The 23,516-nt window shown below is 74.1% G+C and carries 22 protein-coding genes and 1 pseudogene; 12 read left to right on the plus strand and 11 right to left on the minus strand.

What is annotated here, in order from left to right:
• The first annotated feature begins 124 nt into the window (after positions 1-124).
• The 4 genes from AB0B02_RS25930 (at position 125) to AB0B02_RS25945 (ending at position 5,585) form a co-directional block, all read left to right on the plus strand.
• The gene (locus AB0B02_RS25930) at positions 125-712 is read left to right on the plus strand and encodes an NUDIX hydrolase (protein WP_357304389.1); all 588 of its coding nucleotides are present in this window, start codon (positions 125-127) and stop codon (positions 710-712) included.
• A gap of 72 nt (positions 713-784) precedes the next feature.
• On the plus strand, positions 785-2,998 hold the full coding sequence (locus AB0B02_RS25935; RefSeq protein WP_357304393.1) for a SpoIIE family protein phosphatase: 2,214 nt from the start codon (positions 785-787) through the stop codon (positions 2,996-2,998).
• A gap of 70 nt (positions 2,999-3,068) precedes the next feature.
• The gene (locus tag AB0B02_RS25940) at positions 3,069-3,935 is read left to right on the plus strand and encodes an aldo/keto reductase (RefSeq protein ID WP_281936483.1); all 867 of its coding nucleotides are present in this window, start codon (positions 3,069-3,071) and stop codon (positions 3,933-3,935) included.
• Positions 3,936-3,989: 54 nt separating this feature from the next.
• Complete coding sequence (locus AB0B02_RS25945; RefSeq protein ID WP_357304396.1) at positions 3,990-5,585, plus strand: GMC family oxidoreductase N-terminal domain-containing protein; 1,596 nt, start codon at positions 3,990-3,992, stop codon at positions 5,583-5,585.
• 44 nt (positions 5,586-5,629) lie between these two features.
• Here AB0B02_RS25945 and AB0B02_RS25950 read toward each other — a convergent pair whose 3' ends face one another.
• Positions 5,630-6,454, minus strand: a complete 825-nt coding sequence (locus tag AB0B02_RS25950; RefSeq protein WP_357304400.1) for an alpha/beta fold hydrolase — start codon at positions 6,452-6,454, stop codon at positions 5,630-5,632.
• A gap of 215 nt (positions 6,455-6,669) precedes the next feature.
• Here AB0B02_RS25950 and AB0B02_RS25955 point away from each other — a divergent pair, with 215 nt between their 5' ends.
• A complete protein-coding gene (locus tag AB0B02_RS25955; protein ID WP_357304403.1) occupies positions 6,670-8,022 on the plus strand; it encodes a pentapeptide repeat-containing protein in 1,353 nt (450 codons plus the stop codon).
• A 15-nt stretch (positions 8,023-8,037) separates the two neighbouring features.
• Here AB0B02_RS25955 and AB0B02_RS25960 read toward each other — a convergent pair whose 3' ends face one another.
• From AB0B02_RS25960 to AB0B02_RS25970, 3 genes are all read right to left on the minus strand, one after another.
• Positions 8,038-8,286, minus strand: a complete 249-nt coding sequence (locus tag AB0B02_RS25960; protein WP_357304406.1) for a DUF6244 family protein — start codon at positions 8,284-8,286, stop codon at positions 8,038-8,040.
• Positions 8,287-8,456: 170 nt separating this feature from the next.
• The gene (locus AB0B02_RS25965) at positions 8,457-9,125 is read right to left on the minus strand and encodes a hypothetical protein (RefSeq protein WP_357304409.1); all 669 of its coding nucleotides are present in this window, start codon (positions 9,123-9,125) and stop codon (positions 8,457-8,459) included.
• The gene (locus AB0B02_RS25970) at positions 9,122-11,641 is read right to left on the minus strand and encodes an FtsK/SpoIIIE domain-containing protein (RefSeq protein WP_357304412.1); all 2,520 of its coding nucleotides are present in this window, start codon (positions 11,639-11,641) and stop codon (positions 9,122-9,124) included. The genes AB0B02_RS25965 and AB0B02_RS25970 overlap by 4 nt, the downstream gene beginning before the upstream one ends.
• A gap of 185 nt (positions 11,642-11,826) precedes the next feature.
• Here AB0B02_RS25970 and AB0B02_RS25975 point away from each other — a divergent pair, with 185 nt between their 5' ends.
• Both AB0B02_RS25975 and AB0B02_RS25980 read left to right on the plus strand, forming a co-directional pair.
• Positions 11,827-13,239 carry an alkaline phosphatase PhoX gene (locus AB0B02_RS25975; protein ID WP_357304415.1) on the plus strand — a complete coding sequence of 471 codons (1,413 nt, stop codon included), beginning with the start codon at positions 11,827-11,829 and terminating at the stop codon, positions 13,237-13,239.
• A gap of 112 nt (positions 13,240-13,351) precedes the next feature.
• On the plus strand, positions 13,352-14,305 hold the full coding sequence (locus AB0B02_RS25980; protein ID WP_357304418.1) for a DUF559 domain-containing protein: 954 nt from the start codon (positions 13,352-13,354) through the stop codon (positions 14,303-14,305).
• A 111-nt stretch (positions 14,306-14,416) separates the two neighbouring features.
• Here the strand turns inward: AB0B02_RS25980 and AB0B02_RS25985 are convergent.
• From AB0B02_RS25985 to AB0B02_RS25995, 3 genes and pseudogenes are all read right to left on the minus strand, one after another.
• Positions 14,417-14,629, minus strand: a pseudogene (locus tag AB0B02_RS25985) (GntR family transcriptional regulator); the annotation flags it as partial.
• 101 nt (positions 14,630-14,730) lie between these two features.
• Positions 14,731-14,976: a winged helix-turn-helix domain-containing protein gene (locus AB0B02_RS25990; RefSeq protein ID WP_357304492.1), complete on the minus strand. Its 246-nt coding sequence runs from the start codon at positions 14,974-14,976 to the stop codon at positions 14,731-14,733.
• Between the two features lie 511 nt (positions 14,977-15,487).
• On the minus strand, positions 15,488-15,718 hold the full coding sequence (locus AB0B02_RS25995; protein ID WP_357304421.1) for a winged helix-turn-helix domain-containing protein: 231 nt from the start codon (positions 15,716-15,718) through the stop codon (positions 15,488-15,490).
• A 230-nt stretch (positions 15,719-15,948) separates the two neighbouring features.
• On the opposite strand from AB0B02_RS25995, the gene AB0B02_RS26000 reads away from it, so the two are divergent.
• The 3 genes from AB0B02_RS26000 (at position 15,949) to AB0B02_RS26010 (ending at position 16,705) form a co-directional block, all read left to right on the plus strand.
• On the plus strand, positions 15,949-16,155 hold the full coding sequence (locus AB0B02_RS26000; RefSeq protein ID WP_357304424.1) for a hypothetical protein: 207 nt from the start codon (positions 15,949-15,951) through the stop codon (positions 16,153-16,155).
• Positions 16,152-16,280, plus strand: coding sequence for a hypothetical protein (locus tag AB0B02_RS26005; protein WP_357304427.1), 129 nt, complete (start codon positions 16,152-16,154; stop codon positions 16,278-16,280). Before AB0B02_RS26000 ends, AB0B02_RS26005 begins: the two co-directional genes overlap by 4 nt.
• 152 nt (positions 16,281-16,432) lie before the next feature.
• Complete coding sequence (locus AB0B02_RS26010) at positions 16,433-16,705, plus strand: hypothetical protein (protein ID WP_357304430.1); 273 nt, start codon at positions 16,433-16,435, stop codon at positions 16,703-16,705.
• A 144-nt stretch (positions 16,706-16,849) separates the two neighbouring features.
• On the opposite strand, the gene AB0B02_RS26015 is transcribed toward AB0B02_RS26010, so the two are convergent.
• Positions 16,850-17,290: a hypothetical protein gene (locus tag AB0B02_RS26015; RefSeq protein WP_357304433.1), complete on the minus strand. Its 441-nt coding sequence runs from the start codon at positions 17,288-17,290 to the stop codon at positions 16,850-16,852.
• 169 nt (positions 17,291-17,459) lie between these two features.
• Entirely contained in the window at positions 17,460-19,052 is a 1,593-nt protein-coding gene (locus AB0B02_RS26020; protein ID WP_357304436.1) for a hypothetical protein, read from the minus strand.
• A 379-nt stretch (positions 19,053-19,431) separates the two neighbouring features.
• Here AB0B02_RS26020 and AB0B02_RS26025 point away from each other — a divergent pair, with 379 nt between their 5' ends.
• Complete coding sequence (locus AB0B02_RS26025) at positions 19,432-20,271, plus strand: hypothetical protein (protein WP_357304439.1); 840 nt, start codon at positions 19,432-19,434, stop codon at positions 20,269-20,271.
• A 24-nt stretch (positions 20,272-20,295) separates the two neighbouring features.
• Here AB0B02_RS26025 and AB0B02_RS26030 read toward each other — a convergent pair whose 3' ends face one another.
• Positions 20,296-20,871, minus strand: a complete 576-nt coding sequence (locus tag AB0B02_RS26030; protein WP_281936500.1) for a TetR/AcrR family transcriptional regulator — start codon at positions 20,869-20,871, stop codon at positions 20,296-20,298.
• A 166-nt stretch (positions 20,872-21,037) separates the two neighbouring features.
• Here AB0B02_RS26030 and AB0B02_RS26035 point away from each other — a divergent pair, with 166 nt between their 5' ends.
• Positions 21,038-22,549, plus strand: coding sequence for an MFS transporter (locus AB0B02_RS26035; protein ID WP_357304444.1), 1,512 nt, complete (start codon positions 21,038-21,040; stop codon positions 22,547-22,549).
• A 75-nt stretch (positions 22,550-22,624) separates the two neighbouring features.
• Here AB0B02_RS26035 and AB0B02_RS26040 read toward each other — a convergent pair whose 3' ends face one another.
• On the minus strand, positions 22,625-23,410 hold the full coding sequence (locus tag AB0B02_RS26040) for an SGNH/GDSL hydrolase family protein (RefSeq protein ID WP_281936502.1): 786 nt from the start codon (positions 23,408-23,410) through the stop codon (positions 22,625-22,627).
• Between the last annotated feature and the right edge of the window lie 106 nt (positions 23,411-23,516).

A 23,516-nucleotide genomic window follows, 5' to 3' on the forward strand; every position in this document is an offset into this window, starting at 1 on the left:
AATTCAACAGTGCCGTCACCACCGCGGGAGGCACTCGGGATGCAATTATCATAAAGCCGGTGCCAGCGTATACGGAATTGAATCGCGCGCAAGCATTGACTTGCGACAGTAGATCGGATAAGAGATGACGAATCACCGGGGTGACCCGCCGCCGGTCGCCGGCCCACCGCGCCGCTGCGACAACACGAGCGTCGGCGTGCTCATCGCCGATCCGGCCGGGCGGCTGTTGCTGCTGCGCCGGGCCACCCCGCCGGCGGGAGTGGCCCCGGTCGCCGGTCACGTGGACGACCACGGCACCCCGGCCGACGCGGCCCGCCAGGAGGTCGCCGAGGAGGTGGGCCTGACCGTCCGGACGCTGGACCTCGTGGCGGAGGGTTGGCGGCCCAACGCCTGCCGCCGACCGGCCGGCCCGCGGGGCACGGGCCACCACTGGTTCCTCTACCGGGCGGTGGTCGCCGGAACCGTCCGGCCGGATCCGGCGGCGGCCCGCGAGGTCCGGTGGCACACCCCGGACGAGGTACAGGACCTCGTCCGGCGCACGGTGGCGTACGCGAGCGGACACGTCACCGCGGAACTGTTCGCCGACGCGCCGGGCATCGAGCCGGTGTGGGTGCGGTTCCTCCACGACCTGGCGCTGGCGGACGCGCCGGCCGGGGATCTCGCCGCGGTGGACGCGCTCGCCCGTGGACGGGCTCCCGACCGGACGGCGTGACGATCGCCGCCAGGGCGGGCCGCTGGTACGTTTCGGGTACTGCCGACGTCCATGCCCGAGCGGAGGTCCCGGGTGAGCAGCACCGGACCCGACGACGCCCGGTGGCCGGACGTCCTCGACACCGCCGGCGGGGACGCGGGCAGGGTGATCACGGAGCGTGACTGGACAGGGACCCCGCTCGGCCCGATCGCCGGGTGGCCGCAGAGCCTGCGCACCGCGCTGGCACTCTGCCTGCACCTTCCCGGCCCGGCCGTGCTCTGGTGGGGCGACACTCCGCTGCCCAACGACGCGTACCGGCGGTTGCTCGGTCCGGGCGCCGCGCCCGGCGGCCCGGTCGACGAGGTGTGGCCGGGCGACGCGGACGCGCTCGCTCTCCTGCTCGCCGGCGTGCGCGCCGGCGAGGGCGCGGCCGAGAGCCGGGACGTGCCGGTGCGGCACGCGCACGACGGCGGGGCGGACCGCTGGTTCACCTTCGTCCACACGCCGGTGACGGACGAGTCGGGCCGGCCGGCGGGCGCCCTCACCGTCGGCACCGAGTGCGCCGCCCCGCGCTCCGCCGACCCCGCCGAACCGGACGCCGACCCCACCGGACTCGACGCCGCCCGCGCCGAACTGGCGGCCGCCCGCGCCGAGCTGCGGCTGTTCCGCGTCCGGTCGGAGCAGGCGCTGCGGCGGGCCGAGGCGCTCGCCCGGCTGGCCGGCGCGCTCAGCTCGGCCCGGGGCCGGGACGCCATCGTCGAGGTGGTGACCACGGTGGCCCCGGCCGTGGTGGACGCCACCACGCTGCGGGTGGCGATCGCCCTGCCCGGCCGTACCGTGCTCGACGTGGCCGGCGCCGGCGCGTCGCCCGAGCGGCTGCCGGTCGACGCCGACGTCCCGCTGGCCCGGGCGGTACGCGACAACGCGGCGCTGCCGCTGGGCGACGGCCGGGCCACCGGGGTCTGCCTGCCGCTGCGGGACGGCGACGGTGGCGCGCTCGGCGTGCTGGAGGTGCGCTGGGCCGACCCGGTCGCCGACGACGAGGCGCTGCACAGTCTCCTCGACGCGGTGGCCGCGCTGTGCAGTCAGGCGCTGCAACGGGCCGAGCTGACCGGGTCGGCGCAGGCGATGGCCGGGTTCGCGGCCCGGTTGAGCATGACCCGGTCCACCGCCGAGGCGATCGAGGTGATCCTGGACGCCGCCACCACCGCGTTCGGCGCGGAGCTGCCCGGCCTGGCCATGCGGGACGAGGGCCGCCGGGTCCGGCTCTGGTACCACGACGACGTGCCGGGCGAGCTGGCCGCCACGTTCCGCGACCTGACCGTCGACGACCCGCGCCCGATCGTCCGCGCGCTGCACCACGGGGAACGCATCGTGCTGCGCGACCGCGCCGACTTCGCCACCCGGTTCCCCGGCCTGCCCGACCCGGTCGGCCGGCACGGCATGGTGACCACCGTGGCGCTGCCGCTGTTCGGCGCCGAGCGCCGCCCGATCGCCGCGCTGGGCTTCGGCTGGCGACGGGAGCGCCCGCTGCGGGACAGCGACCTGGCGCTGCTGGACACTGTCGCCGACCTGTGCGAGCAGACGCTGGAGCGGGTCCGGTTGGCCGCCGCCGAGCACAACCTGGTGACCCGGCTGGCCGGCCGGCTGCGCAGTTCGGAGCTGGCCGTCCCGAAGAACCTGGAGATCGCCACCCGCTACCGGCCGGCGATGAGCGGCCTGCACCTGGGCGGCGACTGGTACGACCTGGTCCGCCAGGACGGCGACCGGCTGGCCGTGGTGGTCGGCGACGTGGTCGGGCACCAGGTCGAGGCCGCCGCCGACATGGCCCAGCTACGCACCGTGCTGAACACGCTGATCCGGTTGGGCGTGCCGCTGGAGGAGGTGTTCCTCCGGCTCACCGAGTTGCTCGGCGTCGGGTTCCTGGGCACCTGTCTGGTCGTGGTGGTCGATCCGGCGGACCGCGTGGCGCACGTGGCCCGGGCCGGGCACCCGCATCCGGTGGTGCTGCCGGCCGGGCAGCCGCCGCGCACCGTGCAGACCGCCAACGCGATGCCGCTGGGCATGGTCGACCGGCCGATGACCGTCACCACCGTCGCGTTCCGCCCCGGGGACGTGCTGGTCGCGTACACCGACGGGCTGGTGGAGCGGCGCGGCCAGCCGTACGACGAGGGCATCGCGGCGCTGCACCGGTCGTTGGTCGCGGTGCGGGACGAGCCGGTCGAGGCGATCGCCGACGCGCTCCTGCGCGACCTGGCCGGCTCGGAGGACGACCAGGCGCTGGTGGTGCTGCGGCACCTCGGCTGAGCAGGCTTCGGCGGCCCGGTTCGGGGAATGATCCTCGGGTCGGCGGACCACCCACCTCAGGAGGACCATGATGACCACCAGCAACCAGCCCGCCAAGGCGTCGGGCAGCTACCGGATCGGCGGTGACCTGCGGGTCGACCGTCTCGGCTACGGGGCGATGCAGCTCACCGGCCCGGGCGTCTGGGGCGACCCGAAGGACCCGGCGGAGGCGGTGCGGGTGCTGCGCCGCGCGTACGAGCTGGGGGTCACGTTCATCGACACCGCCGACTCGTACGGGCCGTTCGTGAGCGAGCTGCTGATCCGGGAGGCGCTGCACCCGTACGCCGACGACCTGGTGATCGCCACCAAGGCCGGGCTGACCCGGTCCGGCCCGGGCGACTGGCGGCCGGTGGGGCGCCCGGAGTACCTGCGCCAGCAGTGCGAGCTGAGCCTGCGCCACCTGGGCCTGGAGTCGATCCCGCTCTACCAGCTGCACCGGATCGACGCGCAGGTGCCGCTGGAGGACCAGCTCGGTGAGCTGGCGCTGCTCAAGCAGGAGGGCAAGATCCGGCACATCGGGCTCTCCGAGGTGACGGTGGACCAGATCGAGGCGGCGCGGGCGATCACCCCGGTCGTGTCCGTGCAGAACCTCTACAACCTGGCCGACCGCAGCGCCGAGGACGTGCTGACCCACTGCGAGCGCAACGACCTGGCGTTCATCCCCTGGTTCCCGATCGCCACCGGCAACCTGGCCCGGCCGGGCGGTCCGCTGGACGCGATCTCGACCGGGCACGGCGCCAGCCCCGCGCAGCTCGCCCTGGCGTGGCTGTTGCGCCGGTCGCCGGTGATGCTGCCGATCCCGGGTACGTCGTCGGTGGCGCACCTGGAGGAGAACATCGCGGCGGCCGAGGTGGAGCTGACCGACGACGAGTACGAGGCGCTGGCGAAGGCGGCCTGAAACCCGACACTTGCCAACGGTGATCGAGAAACTACTGTCAGAAGGATTCTCGCGATGGGGGTCCGCTCAGTGGTGGAATTCGATTACGTCGTGGTCGGCGCCGGCGCGGCCGGGTGCGTGCTGGCCGACCGGCTGACCGAGGACCCGGGCACCCGGGTGCTGCTGGTCGAGGCGGGTGGCTGGGACCGTAGCCCGTTCGTGCGGGTGCCGAAGGCGTTCTCCCGGCTGATGGACGACCCGCGTACCGCCTGGCACTATCCGGCGGCCACCGGGCCGGGCCGGCGGGAGACGTGGCAGCGCGGCCGGATGATCGGCGGCTCGACGTCGGTCAACGGCATGATCTGGAGCCGCGGCGCGGCCCGGGACTGGGACACGCTGGCGCCGCTGGGCTGGGGCTGGTCGACGATGCGGCAGGTGTTCCAGCGGCTGGAGGACCATCCGCTGGGGCCGGCGCCGCACCGGGGCGTCGGTGGGCCGGTGCGGCTCTCCGTCGCCACCGGTACCGACCCGCTCGCCGAGGAGATGGTGGCGACCGGCGTCGAGCTGGGCTGGCGTCGGGTGGACGATCTCGACGCCGACGACGACGAGCGGATCGGCTACCCGACCGCGACCATCCACGGTGGCCGTCGGGTCAGCGCCGCCGACGCGTTCCTGCACCCGGCGCGGCGCCGCCCCAACCTGACCGTCGTGGTCGACGCCGTGGTGCTGCGCGTGCTGGTCGAGGGCGGCCGGGCGGTCGGCGTACGGGTGGCGCACCGGGGTCGGGAGGTCGAGCACCGGGCGGCCGGTGAGGTGATCCTCGCCGCGGGCGCGCTGGCCACCCCGGCGCTGTTGCAGGTCTCCGGCATCGGGCCGGCCGACACGTTGCGCGCCGCGGGCGTGCCGGTGCTGCTCGACCGTCCCCGGGTGGGCGCCGGCCTGCGGGAGCACCGGTCGATCGCGTTGCAGTACCGGCTCGCCGAGCCGGGCGGCTACAACGCCCGGCTCGCGAGCCCGCTCGGGCAGGCCGGCGCCACGCTGCGCTGGCTGCTCACCCGGGGCGGGCCGCTGGCGCTGCCGGTGCTCGACGTCGCGGCGCACGTGAAGTCCCGGCCCGATCTGGACCGGCCGGACGGCCACCTGCTGATGGCGCCGTTCTCGGCCGCACCGCCCCGCCCCGGCCGGGCGCTGGAGCTGGAGCGGGAGCCGGGCGTGATGTGCCTGGGCACGGTGACCCGGCCGGACAGCGAGGGCAGCCTCACCGTCACCGACGCCGATCCGCGTGTCCCGCCGGCGATCGTGGCGAACTACCTGACCACCGAACCGGACCGGCGGACGGCGGTGGACCTGTTCCGCCGGATGCGGGAGTTCTTCGCCACCGGGCCGATCGCCAAGCGGCTCCAGGTCGAGACCGTGCCCGGCCTGACGACGCGGACCGACGAGGAGATCGTCGAGGCGGCGGTGGCGCACGGGTACTGCGGCTATCACGCGGTCGGCACCTGCGCCATGGGCGCGGACGACGCTCACGTGGTCGACCCCGAGCTGCGGGTACGCGGCGTCGACGGGCTGCGGGTGGTGGACGCGTCGGTGCTGCCGGCGATGGTGGCGGGCTGGACCAGCGCGCCGGTGACGGCGCTGGCCTGGCGGGCCGCCGACCTGATCCGGGAGTGAGCGCGGTCGGGCCGGGCCCACCCGGGGGGCGGGCCCGGGCCGGCTCAGACCGCGAAACAGTTGGGCCGGATCGCGACGCCGGCCAACGCCTGCCGCACCGCCGTGTAGGTGGTGCCGTCGAGCACCAGACCGAGGTGGCCGACCACCCGCAGCGGGCACCACGCCTGCACCAGCACGTTCGTCGCGCCATCGGCGAGCACCGCGTTGTCGACCGGACGCACCAGCTCGTCCTGCCAGGTGCGCAGCGTGGTCCAGCGGACCGGTCCCGGGGTGTCGTCGCCGGCGTTCAGGTCGGCCAGGAAGCTCGACCCGATGGTCATCTGCTGGCAGGCCACGATGCCGGCGCAACTGCCCAGCCCGACGACGGCGAGGATGTTGGCGACGTACGTGCCGTACTGCGGACTGCCGAGGCTGACGTACTGGTCGACCGCGGCGGCGCCGCCGAGGAACTTCACGTACCAGCGGCTCACCAGCCCGCCCTCGGAGTGGGTGACCAGGTCCACCCGGCTCGCGCCGGTGGCGGCGCGGACCTGGTCCACGTAGGACGACAGGGCCCGGGCGGACTCGCGGATGTCGCCGAAGCCGAGGTTCGGCAGTTGGTAGATGGAGACCCGGTAGCCGTCGGCGCGCAGCCGGGCGGCGATCGGCTCGTACGCGATGGAGACGCCGATCAGGCCGCCGACCACGATCACCGGGTCGGCCGCCGCGGCGGCGGCCCGCTCGGCGGCGGTGACCGTGCTGGCTGGAGCGGCGGCGGCTTCGGTGGCCGGGCTCGGCGCGGCGGGTGACGCGGCGGCGTGGGCGGCGGTGGCCGGGACGAGCAGCGCGGTGGCGGTGACGGTGGCGGCCAGGATCGTTCGGAGCAGCATGGGCTGCACCTCCGATGGGAGGGGCACCCGGCGGGAACCGGGCGGGGCGGGTGGGGTCCGATCGATCGTGGGAACGATGATGCGTGTCTGATTTCACACACGTCAATGAAAAGTTACGCGCCGGTAACCAGTTGTTCCACCTGGCGCACGAACCGGCATTCGGGACAGGGCCGGCGCCCCCCACCGACCGGGGCCGCGATGGCATGCTGGGCGCCGTGTCCACCCCACCACCGCCACCGGAGAAGCCGCTGCGGGTGATGCCCTGGTGGTCGGCGCTGCTCGGGCTGTTGCTGGCCGTGCTGCTCGGCTGGCTGGTGCTGGACTGGCTGCTCGCCGAGGCCGACCGGGCCGGCCAACCGGACACCCGGGCCACGCTGCGCGTCGACGCCATCCGCACCGGCCTCACCGTGGTCGCCGGCACCGGCGGCGGGGTGGCGCTGCTGTTCGCCGCCCGTCGACAGTGGATCAGCGAACGCGGCCAGCGGCACCAGGAGGCGGTCGCCGCCCGCGACCAGACGCACCGCGACCGGGTGCAGGCGCACGCCGAAGTGGTCGCCGAGACCGCCGCCCGCCACCAGGACCGGCAGGCCGCCGCCGCCGAGCACGACGCCGCCGAACGGCGGCTCACCGAGCTGTACGTCCGGGCCATCGAGCTGATCGGCAGCGACCACCCGGCGGTCCGCCTCGGCGGCCTGCACGCCCTGGAACGGCTCGGTCAGGACAACCCGGCGCAGCGCCCGACAACCGTGGCGGTGATCTGCGCGTACCTGCGGATGCCGGCGCCCGACGACAGGCGCGAGACCGAGGTGCGGCGCACCGCGCAACGGATGCTGACCCGGCACCTGCGCGCGGACCAGGACGGCTGGTGGCCGGGCATCGCGCTGGACCTGACCGGCGCCCGGCTGGACAACTTCGACGCCGCCGGGTGCACGCTCGTGGACCTCGACCTCACCGGCGCGGTCTGCACCGGCACCACCAGCTTCGCCGGCGCGGTCACCCACGGCCGGCTGCGGCTGACCGCCGAGTTCGCCGACGTCGTCCTCGACGACCTCACCGGCGACGCCGAGATCGTCCTCGACGACGCCCGCCTCACCGGTCGGGTGAGCTTCGACCGGGCCGACCTCGGCGGCGAGCTGTCCTGCCGGGGCGCGAGCCTCGGACCGGTCTCGTTCCGGGACGCCACGGTGCGGCAGCCGATCAGCTTCGACCGGGCCAGGTTCACCGACAGCGCCAGCTTCCGGGAAACGGTCTTCCTCGGCGGGGTGTCCATGGAGCACACCACGTTCGTCGGGTACGCCGGCTTCCACCGGGCGCGCTTCGCCGACATGGCGTTGTTCCGCTGGACCGAGTTCGGCGCGGAGGCCTGGTTCGAGGGCGCCCGTTTCGAGGGCGCGGCCAACTTCGGCCGGGCCGTGTTCCACGGGCGGGCCCGCTTCGAGGGCGCGACACTGGCCCGCCGGGCACTGGTCGACCAGGCCCGCGCCTCGACGTCGGTCAGCCACGTCTGGCCGCCCGGCACCGCCGTCACCCGCCGCGACGACGACTGGCTGCTGCTGACCGACCCGTGACGCCCGCCCGGCCGGTCAGTTCCCCAGCGCCTGGACCTTCGCGATGGTCTCCTGCACGTGTTGGCGGGCCGGCTCGCCGCCCTGCGCGGCCTGGGCGAGCGCCTGCCGGTAGGCGTCGATCACCCCGATCAGCGGCCCCGCCGTCGCGCCTTCCAGCGCGCCGGCCACCAGCGCCCGCGCCTCGGCCGCGTCCTGCGCGGCAGCGGCCGTGCGGGCCTTCGCCTCGTCCAGCTTCCGTGCCGCCGCCGCCAGCCTGGCAATCACTTCCGCCGCACTCACAAGCCCTCTCCTCCCCTTCCCACCCCACCCGTCCCACCAACCCTACCGCCCCACCCACCTCCGCGATCTTGCACTTGCCGCCCCGACAAAAGCCGCACAAGCCGCATCACCCGGGCCGCAACTGCAAGATCGCGGGCCAGGCCGGGCCGGGCGGGTCAGCGGAGGAGGCGGAAGAGGATCAGGTAGAGGCAGAACAGGGACGGGGAGACCAGGGCGCAGATCACGAAGCCCATCGGCACGTACCGGCCGGCCGGGGTCTCGGGGTCGGGCAGCGCGGGGCGGCCCCAGCGGGCCAGCACGACCTGACCGGCCACGAACGACAGCAACGGCACGCCGGCGCAGGACAGCGCCGCCACCAGGTCCATCCCGGACACCGGCAACGGCGAGCCGAGCAGCGCGATCAGCATGAGCACCGAGCCGGCAAGCGCGCACCCGGCGTACACCGCGACCGCCCGAGCCGGCGCGGACCAGGTGGGCAGCAGCACCGGCCGCCGCGCCAACGCCTCCGCCTCCTGCCCGAGCCGGTCCGCCTCGTCGGCCAGCCGCCCGGCCGCCGCCAGCTCCGCCGCCGGGTCGCCGGGCGGCACGCTCCCCGGCCCGGCGGGGGCACCGGCCGCGTCCGGAACCGACCCCATCGGTACGCCGACCGCCTGCCCGAGCCGGTCCAGGCGCTCCCCCTGCGCGGCCAGCCGCCGCCCGACCTCGTCCACTCCGGACTGGAGGCCACGCCGGCGCTCCGCCTCGGCGGCGATGGCCCGCTCCCCGCCCCGCTGCCGGGTGGACAGCTCCCGGATCAGGGCCGCGTACTCGTCGAATCCACTCATGGGTTGTCGCTCTCGGGGGCGAACGGCACGATCAGGGCGGTCCGGTGCTCGTGCCGGTCGACCAGCAGGGCGCGGCCGTCGCGCGGCTGGTAGGCGAGGTCGTGCACGCCGAGGTGCAGACCGAGGTCGGCGGCCGGCACGTTCAACGCGACAAGCCCGGTCACGTCGTCGCGGTGCCCGCTGCCGCCGAGGTCGTCGGCGAGCCGGCGCAGCCCCCGCCACCAGCCGAGCACGTGCACGCCGCGCGCCGGACCGTGCCGCAGCACCGCGCGCAGGTCGTCGTGCCCGGAGCGGAACGTGCCCGGGTCGGTGGCGGCCAGCGTGCCGGCGGCGGCGTCCATCCCGAACACCGTCAGGTAGGTGCGCGCCGGCCCGGAGGCGTCGCCGGCCAACTCGGCGAGGAGCGCGCGCAGCGCGTCGGCGTCCAGCCGGCGGACCGGGTGACCGGCGGCGGCCAGCGTCATCGCCAGGTCGTCGGCGAGGTCGGTGGTGCCCGGCGCCAACGGCGCGAACAGGAACCGGGCGGTGCCCGGCGCGTGCTGCCGGGCCAGCGCCAGGACAGCCGAGCGGAGCACCTCCGCGCCGGTCGCGGCGGTGCCCACCACGGCCAGGTGCCGGCCCGGGCTCGCGTCGAGCGCGAAGCCGGCCGGGCTGCCGGCGACATCCACCACGCGGCCGAGGAGCGCGTACGGCGGGTCGGCGCCGGGTGTCAGCGCCGCCCACGCCGGATCGTCGGTGAGCCGGGGCGTCTCGTGGCCGCGGAACACCGCCGGCGGCGGGGCGCCCTCCGGGCGGGCCGCGTGCAGCTCGTGGCGCAGCGCCGCGAGGTCGGCCGCGGCGGCGTGCGCGTCCGGGAAGTCCACCTCGGTGTCCGCACCGGGCGCGCCGGCGGCGGTGTTCACCACGGCGGCGCCAACCGTGAGCCCCCGCGCGGCGTCGTTGCGCGGGTCCAGCACAGCGTCCCCACCGGGCAACGCGATGCGCAGCGGGAACTGGCCGAAAATGGCCTCGGCCCGGCCGTACAGGGCCTCGATGCCGGTGGTGCTCTGGCTGGCCAGCACCAGGTGCAGGCCGTACGAGCGGCCCTTGCGGGCCAGCTCCTCGATCAGGTCGACGGCCTGCCGGGCCAGCGCGTCGTTGCCGGCGAACAGCACGTGGAACTCGTCCACGACGGTGACGACGCGGGGCGGGCGGGCGTTCGGCGGCAGGTCGGCGAGACGACTGACGCCGTGCCGCTTCAGCAGCTCGGCGCGCCGGGTCAGCTCGGCGCGCAGCTCCCGGAGCACGGCCACGCCGTACTCCCGGTCGGACTCGATGCCGACCGCGCGGGCGTGCGGCAGCCAGGACGGGTCGCGCGGCGTCGGCACGAACTCGGTGAAGCTGACACCCTCCTTGAAGTCGAGCAGCATCAGCCGCAGCTCGGCCGGGGAGTAGCGGGCGGCCAGCCCGTAGAGCACGTCGAGCAGCAGCACCGTCTTGCCGGCGCCGGTACGCCCACCGACCAGCCAGTGCGGCGTGGCGTCGTCGAACGCGACGGTCAGCGGCTTCCTCCCGGCGCGGCCGAGCACCGTGCGCAGGCCGGCGCCGGCCGACTCGGTCCACCGCCGCGCCGGGAGCAGGTCGGCGAACGTGACGGCGGAGCTGTCGTCGGCGGCCTCGGCGAGCCGGCGGGCCAACGCGGTCACCACCGCGTGCGACGGGTCGTTGTCGAGCACCACCGGCGCCGCCAGCCCGCTGCCGTCGACGCTGAACGGGCGGCCCGGCGGGTCACCGACGAGCGTGTAGCGCTCGGTGACCCGGAGCTGGGTGGTGGCCCCCAGCGGCGGCACGGACGCGCCCGGACCGGCCGAGGCGTAGCCGGCCAGCAGCACGCAGACCGCCGCGGCCGGGCCGGCGTGGGTGAGCGCGGCCAGCCGGGCCAGCTCCCGGGCCGGCAGCGTCGACGCGGCGACCACCACGAGCAGCTCCCGGTCCTCCGGGTCGGCCCGTTGGGCGGTACGCGCGTGTCGTTCCGCGGCGTCCAGCAACGCGGCAGTCTCCGCCTCGGTGGTCGCCGCCGCGCCGAGCACCCCGGCGTCGTGCAGCGGGCGCAGCGGCAGGAACGCCGCCCCGAACGCGGCCTGGTCGATGCCGACCACCCGGACCGCGCCGGCCGGGGCGGCGGTGAGCAGCCGGACCACCACGGCGCGCAGCAGCTCGCCGACGCGCGGGTCCCGGGCGTCCACGTCGACCGCCAGGTGGGCGCCCGCCCCCACCGGCACCAGCACCGGGAACACGCCGTCGACGGTGGTCGCCTCGCCGAGGCGTACCGGCACGGGGTGGGTCGCGACGCGGGCGGTGCCGGGCACCGCGGCGGCCAGCTCCCCACCCAGGCGGGCCAGTCGGGCGACCAGCTCGGGGCTGCCGACCGGGGCCGGCCCGGCCGCCCCCAGCAGCCGCCCGGCGGCGGCCCAGTGGCGCCGCGCCGCCCGGTGCCGCTCGACCGCCTGCCGGTACGCCGCCGCGAACCTGTTCACCGTCCGCCCTCCGACGCCGTCTGCGATCGAGGGAACCCTAACGGACGCCCGCCATCGGAGCACGGGGCGCTCGGCACCCGGGATTCGTCCACTGTTCACCCCACCGCCGACGGTCCCGCCGCCCGCCGTTCCCGCGACCCGACTTGCCTGCCAGTGCAACCTCGACTGCACAGGAAGGCGACGACGTGACCTCCAACTCACCCCTCTCCCGGCGGTCGCTGCTGGGCGGCGCGGCCGGCGGCCTCGGCATCGTGGTGGCCGGCAACCTGGACGCCATCGCCGGGCCGGCGGCGGCCCGCGCCGCGTGCCGGCCCGCGGTCGGCTACGGCGACCTGGTGCCGGACCCGGCCGGCCTGCTGGCGCTGCCGCCCGGCTTCTCGTACACCGTCGTCGCCCAGGCCGGCGCGACGCTGCTGGAATCGGGGCAGCCGACCCCGAGCGACGCCGACGGCACCGGCTGCTTCCGCGGCCCGCGCGGCTCGGTGCTGGTCAACAACCACGAGATCGGCGGCAGCGAGCCCTACCCGGTGCCGGCGCTGCCCGGCCTCACCTACGACCCGGGCGCACGCGGCGGCACCACCACCATCGAGGTGGACAAGCACGGCCGGCGGCTGCGCGAATACGTCAGCGTGGCCGGCACGCACAACAACTGCGCCGGCGGCATCACGCCGTGGGGCACGTGGCTGACCTGCGAGGAGACCGAGCAGCGGGCCGGCGGTCAGTTCCTCAAGGACCACGGGTACGTCTTCGAGGTCGACCCGCACGACCGGTCCGCCAACACGGACCCGGTGGCGCTGACGTTCCTCGGCCGCTACTCCCACGAGGCGGTGGCGGTCGACCCGTACACCCACTCGATCTACCTGACCGAGGACGCCAGCGGCCCGAACGGGCTCTACTTCCGGTGGACGCCGCCGCCCGGCTTCCGGGCCGGCAAGGGCGCGCTGCGGGCGCTCGCCCAGCGGCCGGACGGCGCCACCGCCGGCACCCTGGAGGCGATGCGTTGCCGGCGCGGCGACGGGCACGTGGCCGACCTGTCCGAGGCCACCACGCCGGGCACCCGCTACCAGGTCGACTGGGTGCAGGTGCCGGACCGGGACGCCCGCACCGTGTCCGTGCGCAAGCAGTTCACCGACGACGAGGTGACCCGCAGTCGCAAGCTTGAGGGCGCCTGGTGGGGCGACGGCGGCGCGTACTTCGTGGCCAGCTACGCCCGCCACGACGACGGCAGCGTCAACGAGCACGACGGCCAGGTCTGGTTCTACGACCCGCGCCGGCAGACCGTCACACTGAAGACCATCTTCGGCGTGAACCCCGACCCGGAGGCCGACAGCGGCAACTACGACGGGCCGGACAACATCACCGTCTCCCCGTACGGCGGGGTGATCCTCGCCGAGGACGGCGAGGGCGTGTCGCACCTGGTCGGCGTCACCGAGCAGGGCAAGGCGTACGCGCTGGCCCGCAACGAGCTGAACGACAGCGAGTTCACCGGCCCGACGTTCAGCGCGGACGGGAAGATCCTGTTCGCCAACATCCAGACCCCGGGGTACGTGTTCGCGATCACCGGCCCGTGGGGCCGGCCGAGCAACGCGCACCGCTGAAGTTGTAGATCTTGGAAGGAATCGGCCCCTCCGGGGGCCGTTTTCTTCCAAGATCTACGGGCGTTGTCCACAGGGACCGCGCGGCGGGCCCTGGGGACGACAGCCTTGGGTGGTGGGGAATTCCTGGGCGGGGATGCGGCGGGCGCTGCCGTCGGACGACGCGGACGAGTTGACCTGGTTGCTGTTTCGCCAGGACGATGTGCTCAGCCTCAATCAGGCACAGGCGCACCTCACGCGCAAGGCGATCCGGCATCGGGTGACGACCGGTCGATGGCGTCAAGCTCACCGTGCTGTTCTCGTCGCGCACAACGGCCCCGTCGGTCCCGCTCAGCTCCGGTGGATCGCGGTGCTGGCCGCCGGCCCGACCGCGCTGCTCGGCGGCATCACCGCCGCCCAGGCGGGTGGCCTTCGGGGGTTCCCGGACCGCGTCATCCATCTGCTCCTGCCCGCCACCTGCCGTCGTGCTCCGCTGCCGGCCGGGGTGCGCGCACACCGGACCAGCCATCTGCCGGACGGTGACGTGGTGCGGGTCGGCCAGCCGCCCCGGACGACGGCTGCGCGTTCGGTGATCGACGCGGCCCAGTGGGCACCAACCGATGCGCAGGCCCGCGCGATCGTCGCGGCGGCGTTCCAGCAGCGGTTGGTGGGCGGCGACGACCTGCACGAGGTGCTGAACCGGATGCCACGGGTGCGCCGCCGGCGGCTCCTCCTGTCCACCGCCACGGACGCGGCCGGCGGCGCGCATTCGCTGGGCGAGTTGAACCTGCTCGACCTCGTGCGCCGCGCCGGCCTGCCCGAACCGACCCGCCAGGTGGTGCGGCGCGACGCCGCAGGCCGGCGACGTTACCTCGACGCCTACTTCGACGAGTGGCGGGTGCACGTCGAGGTGGACGGCGGGCAGCATCTCGACCCGGCGCACGCCTGGGCGGACATGCGCCGGCAGAACGACCTCTGGGTCGAGGGCGACCGCATCCTCCGGTTCCCCTCCTGGGCCCTGCGCGACGACCCGGAAGCAGTGCTCGACCAGTTACGAGCCGCCCTGCGTGCCGCCGGCTGGCCCGGATGAGCCGCTGCTTCCGTTCTTGAGATCTTGGCGGTTCTTGCGATCTTGGAAGAAAACGGCCCCCAGAGGGGCCTTCCGCTTCCAAGATCTCGCACCGCACCGCGACTCGGGTCGTTCGGCAACGAACACGCCGACGCCGCCCACGCCTTCGAGAAAACCTTCGATCTTCAGCGCGTTGATCGCCTGGCGCACCACAATGGCCGACACACCGCGCTGACGGCACAGCTCGGAGGTCGACGGCAGTTTGTCGCCCGGCACGAGCGCACCGGACTGGATCTCGGCGCGGATGCCATCGGCGATCTGCGCCCACTTCGCCTGAGGGGACAAGGACTACTCCCAGGGGGCAGGGCTGCGGATGCGACCGCTCCAGCATCGGGAGGGTACACAGCCACTACTCCCTGCGGCCACCCAGTAACGCCCCGGCGGGGTCAGTGTCTTTCAGCGACGAAGACTCCGAGCCCGTGGACCCCTGCCACGAGGCCCTGCGTCTGAAGCACCAGCACCGCCTGACGAACCACGCTCGCCGACACGCCACGCTCGGCGCGGAACTGCGCGGTCGAAGGGAGCTTGTCACCTGGCGTGAGTTGACCGGACGCGATCTGCTCTCGGATATCGTCCGCGATCTGCTCTCGGATATCGTCCGCGAGCTGCGCCCACTTGGGCTTGGCTGGCATGCCTTCTCCTTGACCTGTAAGCCCAGGGTGGGTTTGCCTCCTGCGCAGGGGACTCAGCATCGCCTCACTCGTCGGGGGCGTGGCCTGCCGATCGAGCACTGCGGGTGCGCTCAGCAAATCCCGCAACCCCGGCACGCTCTGAGTCGGACGATCGAGTGCCTCCTCGAAGACGTGCCATGCATCCCGCGCCGCCTGGCGCGACCGCTCGCGCAACGCTTTCCGACGACCGGCGGACCACTCCCGCTCCACCTGCACGCGCTGCATACGCGCGCGAGCGCGCCCGTGGTCGGAAACGGTCAGCCCACGCCGCGCCAGCTCGGCATCGAAGTCCTCAGCTCGCATGCGCGCTCGCAAGATGCCGACGACGTACGCGGTCGCGTCCGGATCCCGCTCCAAGCGCTCCGCGACGTCCATGGGCAGCGCGAAAGATCTCTGGCGAACCGGTCCGCTCACGCCTGCGATGCTAACCAGTCTCTCCGCTCAGGAACCTGCGCCACACGCCGACAACAGGTCACTGGGACTTCGAGCGCTCGGCGACGTACACGCCGACGCCGGGTACGCCGACCACCAACCCCTCCGCCTTGAGGGTCAGCATCGCGTTGCGGACGACAATCGCCGAAACGGAATGGATCTGACAAAGCTGCGATGTGGATGGCAGCTTGGCACCCGGCGACAACTCGCCGGACTCGATCTGCTTGCGGATGTGGTCGGCAAGCTCGACCCACTTCGGGCTTGGTGGCATAGCGGCACTCCCTGGTCAGCACCGCTATTCGACCATCTCTCAACTTGCGATCGCAAGTGATAGCTTGACTGCGATAGCTTGCTATCGTAGGCTCCCGACTGACCACCTCCCTGGTCAGCACCCTTGGAGCTGGTCTGTTCCCACCGCGCAGAGCGCTCGGCCGGCCAATCCCCCGGACGGCCGAGCGTGCGTACCTGTCCCCCGCACGTCGCACCCCGACGGGAGGCCCGATGGGCGAGCGCACCGACGACACGTCCCCCGAAGAGTCCTTCGCCTCGGCGCAGGACATCGAGGACGCCGACGACATCCTCTTCGCACACCCGCCGCGCCGGGTCGTCCGCCGGCTGTGCGGCTGCGGCGAGGACTACCCCTACCTGGAGGTGGTCTACGCGCGCTTGGTCAAGGCCGCCGCGACCCGGCCCGACGAGCCACGGTGAGCGCTCGTCCGATTCGGGCGGGAGACCTGCTGCGCCTCGACCGCGCGGCGAGCGTGCAGTTCTGCCGCCCGATCACCGTGCGGGTCATTCGCGAGATCGCCAGCCGCTCCACGTTCGACGGTTGAGCGTGGATCGAGGCTTACGAGTTGGACAGTAGGGGCGAGGCGGTCGCCAAACGGGAGCTGTTCGTGCAGCCGGCCGGGCTGCGCTGGCTGGACGCCAGAGCCAGTGGTGGCGCAACCCGCGCTCGCGCTGTCGCCCGGGTGCGGGTGCCGGCATGAGCACCGGCACCTGTCCGCACGCACCCATGCGTCCGCTCTGGATCTGCGAGCGCTGCGCCCACCCGTGGCCGTGCGCAGAGGCGCGGCTCGCCCTGATGGCCGAGTACGCGGGTGACCGCATCGGCCTGTCGGTCTACCTGTGCGGTCAGCTCTACGACGCGGCCGTGGAGCTGCACCGCCTCAACCCGGACGGGGCACCGAGCCCGCAGGTGCTGTTCGCCCGGTTCGTCGGCTGGGCACCGCTGCACTCACCGCCGCTCCCGAACTGATGCGGACCGACGATGCAGGGCGGATAGCGGACGCGGAAACCGCAGTCGCCCTGGCTGTCGGTGGTCGATCTGCACCCGTCCCGTCATTGACGATAGGCCTTGCCAACACGTGATCGAGGCACCGCGCGGAACGTGTTCACCTGTTCACCGATCGGTGCTGACCACGCCGACCGCGATCGACCGGAGCGAGGCGGCGTCCACCACCTCCGGGTCCGCCAGCACGGTCACGGCGACTCCGGGCCCGGCGAGCCAGAACGCCTCTGCCGCACCGATCAGGCCGGGCCCGTCCGGGTGGGTGAAGCCGGCGAGTTCCCAGGTGGCGCGGTCGCGCTCCAGGTAGTCGGCGAGGCACTCGCGAACCGCGTCCAGATCGGCGAGACGCTCGCCCCGGAGCACGTGCACCCGCAGGTCGACGCGGTAGCCGTCGTCGACCTGGCGCTCCCAGACCCGGCTGGCGAAGCTGACGTCGTCCCACTCGGACGCGAAGTCCGACACCGCGTCGCCGATCCCGCCCGGCAGCTCCCCGACGTGGAACCCGTCAAGTTCGCCACCGTCGCGTGCCGACAGGCCCCGCTCGTTCGTCATCCCGCGCTCCAACCTTCCGTGGACCGAAGACCGTCATCGCCAGCCCGGAGAGTACGCGTTCACCTCGCCAGAAATCGCCCGCAACCAATATGACTCAGAGGCATGATTTTGACTCTGAGACATGAGGCGAAAAGGTCGTCCACCAACCAGAGCCGTTACGCACAGTCATTCACCTGATTCGAGGGGCCGCGGTACGGCAGCCGGGGTCGGGGCCGGCGTCGGCGACGCCGCAGTGGAAGACCTCGAGCGGGGCCGCACCGACGTCGGGCACCTTCGCCACGGTCAGGAGCGCCAAGCGCTTGGCGAGCGGCTCGCCGGCGTCCGGCGCGTACCGGATCAGGCCGCTGACCCCCGGGTAGCCGCCGGCGGCGTTCTGTCGCAGCACCTCGGCGTGCACGCCGACCGGGTTGACCGCGCGCGGCTCCCAGCGGCGGCCGGTGTCGGCGTGCCGCAGCCGGGCGGCGAGACTCTCCAGCGCGCGCACCATCATCATCGCGGCGTCGTAGGCGAGGCTGACCCGCTCGCCGACCGGCGGGCCGGTCCCGGCGCGGCAGCGCGGCGGGTCGAGCAGGTCGTCCGCGCCGATCCAGGTGAGGAAGCTGCCCCGGGCGTCGTCGCGGGCGGCCTGCGCGGCCCGCAGCGCGGTGCACGTGGCCAACGACGCCTTCGACACGTACGTGACCGGCAGGTTGCCCGGCGCGCTGGCGCGCAGCCCCGGGTTGGCCATGTAGCGGTTCACCGAGTCGTCGGCGACCAGGTGCCGGGGCGGGTCCGCGCCGCACTCCTTGAGCGCCCGGAGGAAGCCGTCGAACTCCGACCAGCGGCCGGCGAAGAAGAGCATCCCGGGGTAGCCGCACTCCTGGGTCAGTCGCCGGCCGCTGCGCCACTCGTCGAGCCGGGTGAGTCGGGTGCCGAACCGTTCCCGCAGGCCGTCGACGAGCGTGGCGACGTAGAGGTCGTCGGTGAGCGAGCTGCCCTCACCGGTGGTCCAGTAGACGTGCGCCTCCCCCACCCGCAGCACCTGCCGGGCGTACGCCTCGACCATCCGGGCCTGCTCCCGGTTGGGCGCGGACATGGCCAGGTAGAGGCTGGAGTTCTCGTCCATCCGGTCGGCGGACAGCGTGGGCGCGAGCACCGGCAGGCCGACCCGGTTGAGTTCCCGCAGCGCCGCCGCGGTGCTGGCGCGGCTGTCCACCAACCCGACCACGCCGAGCACGGTCGGGTCGTCGCGGGCCAGCCCTTCCAGCATGCGTACCGCGTCGTCGGCGTGCCGCATCTGCCGGCCGGCGTTGGCCACCACGATGTGCAGCAGCGCCGCGTCGTCGGCCGCCGCCGACTCCTTCAGCAGCGCGTACTGGGCGGTGGCCATGCCCTCCAGCTCCTCCCGCTCGGAGACGTAGGACTCCTCGTCCGCACGCGTCCGGTTGCCGGTGAGGCTGCCCAGGTAGACCAGCGTCAGGTAGGGGCGGCGGTGGTCGCTGCGCCGCCACACCTCCTCGGTGGCCCGGTTCTGCGCGAAGATGCGCCGCTGCACGGCACGCAGCCGGTCCTGGCCGGGCTCGCTGTTGAAGACCTGCCCGGCGGTGTCGCTGTAGCCGACGCACTCGCCGCCCACCAGGCGCACGCTCACCCGGTCGGTGGGCCAGGGCCGGCAGTCCGACGCCCACCGCCCGTGCGCCCAGATTCCCACGCCGGCGAGCAGCACCAGGGCCACCGCCGCCGGCAGGAACCGCCGCGCCCACCAGGGCGGGTCCGGCGCCACCAGCGCCGGCGGGGCAACCCCCCGGGGGTACGCCGGCAGCGTCCTCCTCCGCCGTCAGCACCAGCAGCCAGGCGCCGGTACGCCGCAGCCGGCGACGTTCCGGCAGCACCTCGGCCCAGTCCTCGTACGCCTCCTCGGCCTGCGCCACCGGCCGGGACGCGGCCGGTTCCGGCGGCGGGTCGGTGGCGACGGCGACCACCAGCAGCGGGTCGTTGCGGCCGGTCTCGTTGCGGACCTCGCCGAAGATCCGGACCAGCGTGTGCCCGACGTTGTCCGGGCGGACGCCGTCGAGCAGCACCACCGGGTAGGCGGTACGCCGCCAGTCCCCCGGTCGCCAGAACCGCCGCCGGTAGGCCAGCCGCAGGTCCTCCAGGAACGCGTGCAGCAGCAGCTTCTCCACCTGGGCGGGGTGTTCGCCGTCGCGCCAGCCGGCGGTGAGCCGCTCGGCAAAGCCGAGGAACGTCACCGACTGCCGGGGCGCGAGATACTGCTGGCGCATGAACCAGCGGTACTGCCGGCCGACCAGGGGCACCCGGCCGGAGACCGCGATCCGGAACACCACGCTGGGTACCGCCCGGCGCAGCAGCCAGAGCAACACCTGGAGCGCGGTGCCGAGCCCGGAGCCGCCGCCCACCTGCGGGTCCTCGCCGACGCCGACGCGTCGCCCCCGCCAGTCGCGCAGCCGGCGCACCAGCGAGGCCCGGCCGCTGTCCGCGGCGTCCACGTCGACCGCGAGCGTCTGGTGCATCAGCCAGTCGGCGAGCGGATAGTGCCGGAACCGCAGCCGGGGCGCGCCGAACGCCTCCAGCGAGAGCTGCCGGTGCAGCTCGCGCAACGCGGTCGCGACGTCGTCGGTGGGCGGCCGGTCGGTCAGGTCCAGCACCGCGTGCGGCACCCGGCGCCCGGCGCCCCGGCCGGCGAAGCGGCGCAGCAGGCCGGCCACCGCGCCGTCGTCGGCCGGCCGGAGCAGCCAGAGCAGCGGGAGCCGGCGGTCCCCGCGACGCGGTCGGCGCAGCAGCCGGGCCAGCAGGGTGAGCAGCTCCAGACCGCCGGCCGGAAGCTGCTCGCGGGCAGGCCGCGGCCGGGTCACCGGTTCGCGCATGGTCACCTCCAGGTGACGGCGAGTGTCTCACCATTGTCGACTCGCCACGCAACCGCCCAGGGATGCAAGGAGGGGCCCCCTGTTAACGCCTCACGCATAGGAACGCGCCCCGCTTGACGCGCGGGCACTCCGGGGAGCGACTCACCTGGTCGGCGGGCGCAGGCCGTCCAGGGCGATGGCCAGCACGCGGTCGCGCTGTGCCGGGTCCGGGAACTGGTACGCGGCGAGGCCGCTGATCAGGCGCACCACGTCGTCGAAGTCGGCGTCGGGGCGGGCCGCCCCGGCGGCCTGGGCGCGGCGCAGCAGCGGCTCACCGGCCGCGTAGATCTCGGTGCGGCAGCTCCGGAACACGTCGGAGTCGTGCACCAGCTCCTCGGCCAGCGCCCGCTTCGCGCCGACGTAGGCGACGAACCGGTGCAGCCAACCGACCAGGGCGTCCCACGGGTCCAGGTCGGCCAGGTCGGCGGCGGAGGCGCTGAGCGCGCGCACCTCCTCGACGTAGACCGCCTCGAACAGGTCACGCCGCTGCGGGAAGTTGCGGTAGAGCGTGCCGATGCCGACGCCGGCGCGGCGGGCGATCTGCTCCAGCGACGCGCCGGCCCCGCACTCGCCGAACACGTCGCGGGCGGCGGCGATCAGTGCGTCGTAGTTGCGCCGGGCGTCGGCCCGCTTGGGGCGGCGCGCGAAGACCTCGGTCGACTGGTCGGCGCTGGACATGACGCCTGTCACTCCTTCCGTCTTGCAAACGGAGGCACCCCTCCATTACGTTGGGTGGAGGCACCCCTCCGGATAGCGTACTCCGGCGGGCCCCGGCCCGACGCGCCGCCATCGCCGCCCACCGCGCGAGCGGCCACCGACTCGTACCGAACGGGAGTTCTCCCACATGATCGACACCTTCCGGCGCGGCTCGCGCCGGATGACGTTCCTCGTCCTCGCGGCCGGCACCGGCTTCTTCGCGATGCTCCAGTCGCTGATCACCCCGGTGCTGCCCACCATCCAGCACGACCTGCACACCTCGCCGAACACGGTGACCTGGGTGCTGACCGCCTACCTGCTCTCCGCGTCGATCTTCACGCCGATCCTCGGCCGGGTCGGCGACATGGTCGGCAAGGAGCGGATGCTCGTCGTCTCGCTCGCCGCGCTCGCGCTGGGCTGCCTGGTGGCAGCCGTCGCGCCGAACATCGGCGTGCTGATCGCCGCCCGGGTGGTCCAGGGCATCGGCGGCGCCGTCTTCCCGCTGTCGTTCGGCATCATCCGCGACGAGTTCCCCGCCGCCCGGGTCAGCTCGGCGGTCGCGTCGATCTCGGCGGTGGTGGCCGTCGGCGGCGGCCTGGGCGTCGTGCTCGCCGGGCCGATCGTGGCCACGCTGGGCTACCGCTGGCTGTTCTGGATCCCGCTGGTCGTGGTCGGCCTGACCGCGCTGGCCGCGCACCGGTTCGTGCCCCGCTCGCCGGTCCGCACCCCGGGGCGGATCAACTGGCTCAGCGCCGTCCTGCTCTCCGGCTGGCTGGTGGCGCTGCTGCTGCCGGTCAGCAAGGGCGCCGCCTGGGGCTGGGCCTCCGGCCGGGTGACCGGTCTGCTGATCGTGGCCGCGGTGCTGCTGGCCGTCTGGCTGGCGGTCGAGGCCCGGGCCGCGAACCCGCTGATCGACCTGCGGATGATGCGGCTGCCGGCGGTCTGGACCACCAACCTGGTGGCGCTGCTCTACGGCGCCTCGATGTTCGCCGTCTACGCCTTCCTGCCGCAGTTCGCGCAGATTCCGACCAGCGCCGGCTACGGCTTCGGCGCCAGCATCACCCAGGCCGGGCTGCTCATGCTGCCCATGCTGGTCGGCATGTTCGCCGCCGGCCTGCTGGCCGGACGGCTGGAGTCCCGGTTCAGCGCCAAGGCGCAACTGGGCACCGGCGCGGTGTTCAACGTGGCCGCCGCCGCGATGCTCACCGCCGCGCACGACACCCGCTGGCAGGTCGGCCTCGCCGGCGGGCTGGTCGGGCTCGGCATCGGGCTGGCGTTCGCCTCGATGGCCAACCTGATCGTGGGGAACGTGCCGGCCTCGCAGACCGGCGCGGCGACCGGCATGAACGCCAACATCCGTACCATCGGCGGCGCGATCGGCGCGGCGCTGGCCAGCACCGTGATCACCGCCAACCCGCAGCCGAGCGGGCTGCCCCGGGAGGCCGGCTTCACCGCCGGCTTCCTGCTGCTCACCGGCATCTCCCTCGCCGCCGCGCTGGCCGCGCTCGCCGTGCCCTCCGGCCGCCGCGCCCGGCCCCGGCGGCACACCGGGCCGACGCCGGAGGTCGCGCCGCCGCAGGTGACGCCCGACGCCCCCGCCCCCGCCCCCGCGACCGCGCTGCCGCAGGCGGTCGGCGGGCTGGCGCCGGTGGGCCGCTGACCCGGCGGCCGGTGAGTTGTTAGGAGGGGGCCCCTGCTATGCGGAATGCGTTAACAGGGGGCCCCTCCTTACACCTCAGCCGATAGCGGCGGTGAGGGCGGCGAGGTAGCCGTAGCGGTAGCCGTTGGCGTTCGGGTGGTACGCCTCGATCACGCCGCTGACGTCGCGGATCCACGGGTCGGCGGCGCACACCCCGTGCCCGGTGAAGAACGGCCGCGCGTCGACGAACGTGGCCCCGGCCGCGCCGGCCCGGTCGGCCGTGACGCCGTTGAGCACGTCGGCGGCCTGGTTGAGGATGGTGCGCTTGTAGCTGCTCATGGCGAGCAGGCCGCAGGAGCCGGTCTCGAACAGCCGCGGGTAGCCGAGCACCACCAGCCGGGCGTTCGGGGCCCGGTCCCGGATCGCCGCGTAGGTGGCGTCCAGCCGGGCGGGCAGCGTCGCGGTGGCGAACGCCTTGGCCCCGGCCACCGCGCTCTCGCAGCTCGACGTGCTGCCGAAGCGGCAACCGGTCATCACGTCGGCGAAGCCGGCGTCGTTGCCGCCGATGGTGATGGTGACCAGTGTGGTGGCGGTGCTGAGCTGGCCGACCTGGTTGTTCAGCACGTCCGCGGTGACCGCGCCGCCGCAGGCCGGGAAGCGGAAGCTTTCGACCGCGTGCGCCGCGGCCCAGAGCGGGGCGTACGACTTCTGGCTGCGCAGGCAGGTGGAGAGGTCGTACGGCCCGGCGCCGACGCCGGAGGAGTAGGAGTCGCCGAGGGCGACGTAGTTGACGGTGGCGGCACGGGCGGCGCCGGGCAGCAGCACGGCGCCGAGGACGGCCGCCAGGACCGCGGCGAAGACGGTACGGACGCGACGGGGCATGAGGGGACCTCCACGGGACAGGGGTGGTGGAGCCCGTTGACCGCGCGCGTGGTCGAGGGGACGGTGCTTGTTACTAGTCGGTAATGCTATCGAAACATCGACACTA

The organism is Micromonospora sp. NPDC049240 (assembly GCF_040647835.1).
GTDB lineage: Bacteria > Actinomycetota > Actinomycetes > Mycobacteriales > Micromonosporaceae > Micromonospora.

Coding starts and splice junctions, on each gene's coding strand:
- AB0B02_RS25930 (WP_357304389.1), top strand. CDS start 125: ATGACGAATCACCGGGGTGACCCGCCGCCGGTCGCCGGCCCACCGCGC.
- AB0B02_RS25940 (WP_281936483.1), top strand. CDS start 3,069: ATGACCACCAGCAACCAGCCCGCCAAGGCGTCGGGCAGCTACCGGATC.
- AB0B02_RS25945 (WP_357304396.1), top strand. CDS start 3,990: ATGGGGGTCCGCTCAGTGGTGGAATTCGATTACGTCGTGGTCGGCGCC.
- AB0B02_RS25950 (WP_357304400.1), bottom strand. CDS start 6,454: ATGCTGCTCCGAACGATCCTGGCCGCCACCGTCACCGCCACCGCGCTG.
- AB0B02_RS25965 (WP_357304409.1), bottom strand. CDS start 9,125: ATGAGTGGATTCGACGAGTACGCGGCCCTGATCCGGGAGCTGTCCACC.
- AB0B02_RS25990 (WP_357304492.1), bottom strand. CDS start 14,976: ATGCCAGCCAAGCCCAAGTGGGCGCAGCTCGCGGACGATATCCGAGAG.
- AB0B02_RS25995 (WP_357304421.1), bottom strand. CDS start 15,718: ATGCCACCAAGCCCGAAGTGGGTCGAGCTTGCCGACCACATCCGCAAG.
- AB0B02_RS26000 (WP_357304424.1), top strand. CDS start 15,949: ATGGGCGAGCGCACCGACGACACGTCCCCCGAAGAGTCCTTCGCCTCG.
- AB0B02_RS26010 (WP_357304430.1), top strand. CDS start 16,433: ATGAGCACCGGCACCTGTCCGCACGCACCCATGCGTCCGCTCTGGATC.
- AB0B02_RS26015 (WP_357304433.1), bottom strand. CDS start 17,290: ATGACGAACGAGCGGGGCCTGTCGGCACGCGACGGTGGCGAACTTGAC.
- AB0B02_RS26030 (WP_281936500.1), bottom strand. CDS start 20,871: ATGTCCAGCGCCGACCAGTCGACCGAGGTCTTCGCGCGCCGCCCCAAG.
- AB0B02_RS26035 (WP_357304444.1), top strand. CDS start 21,038: ATGATCGACACCTTCCGGCGCGGCTCGCGCCGGATGACGTTCCTCGTC.
- AB0B02_RS26040 (WP_281936502.1), bottom strand. CDS start 23,410: ATGCCCCGTCGCGTCCGTACCGTCTTCGCCGCGGTCCTGGCGGCCGTC.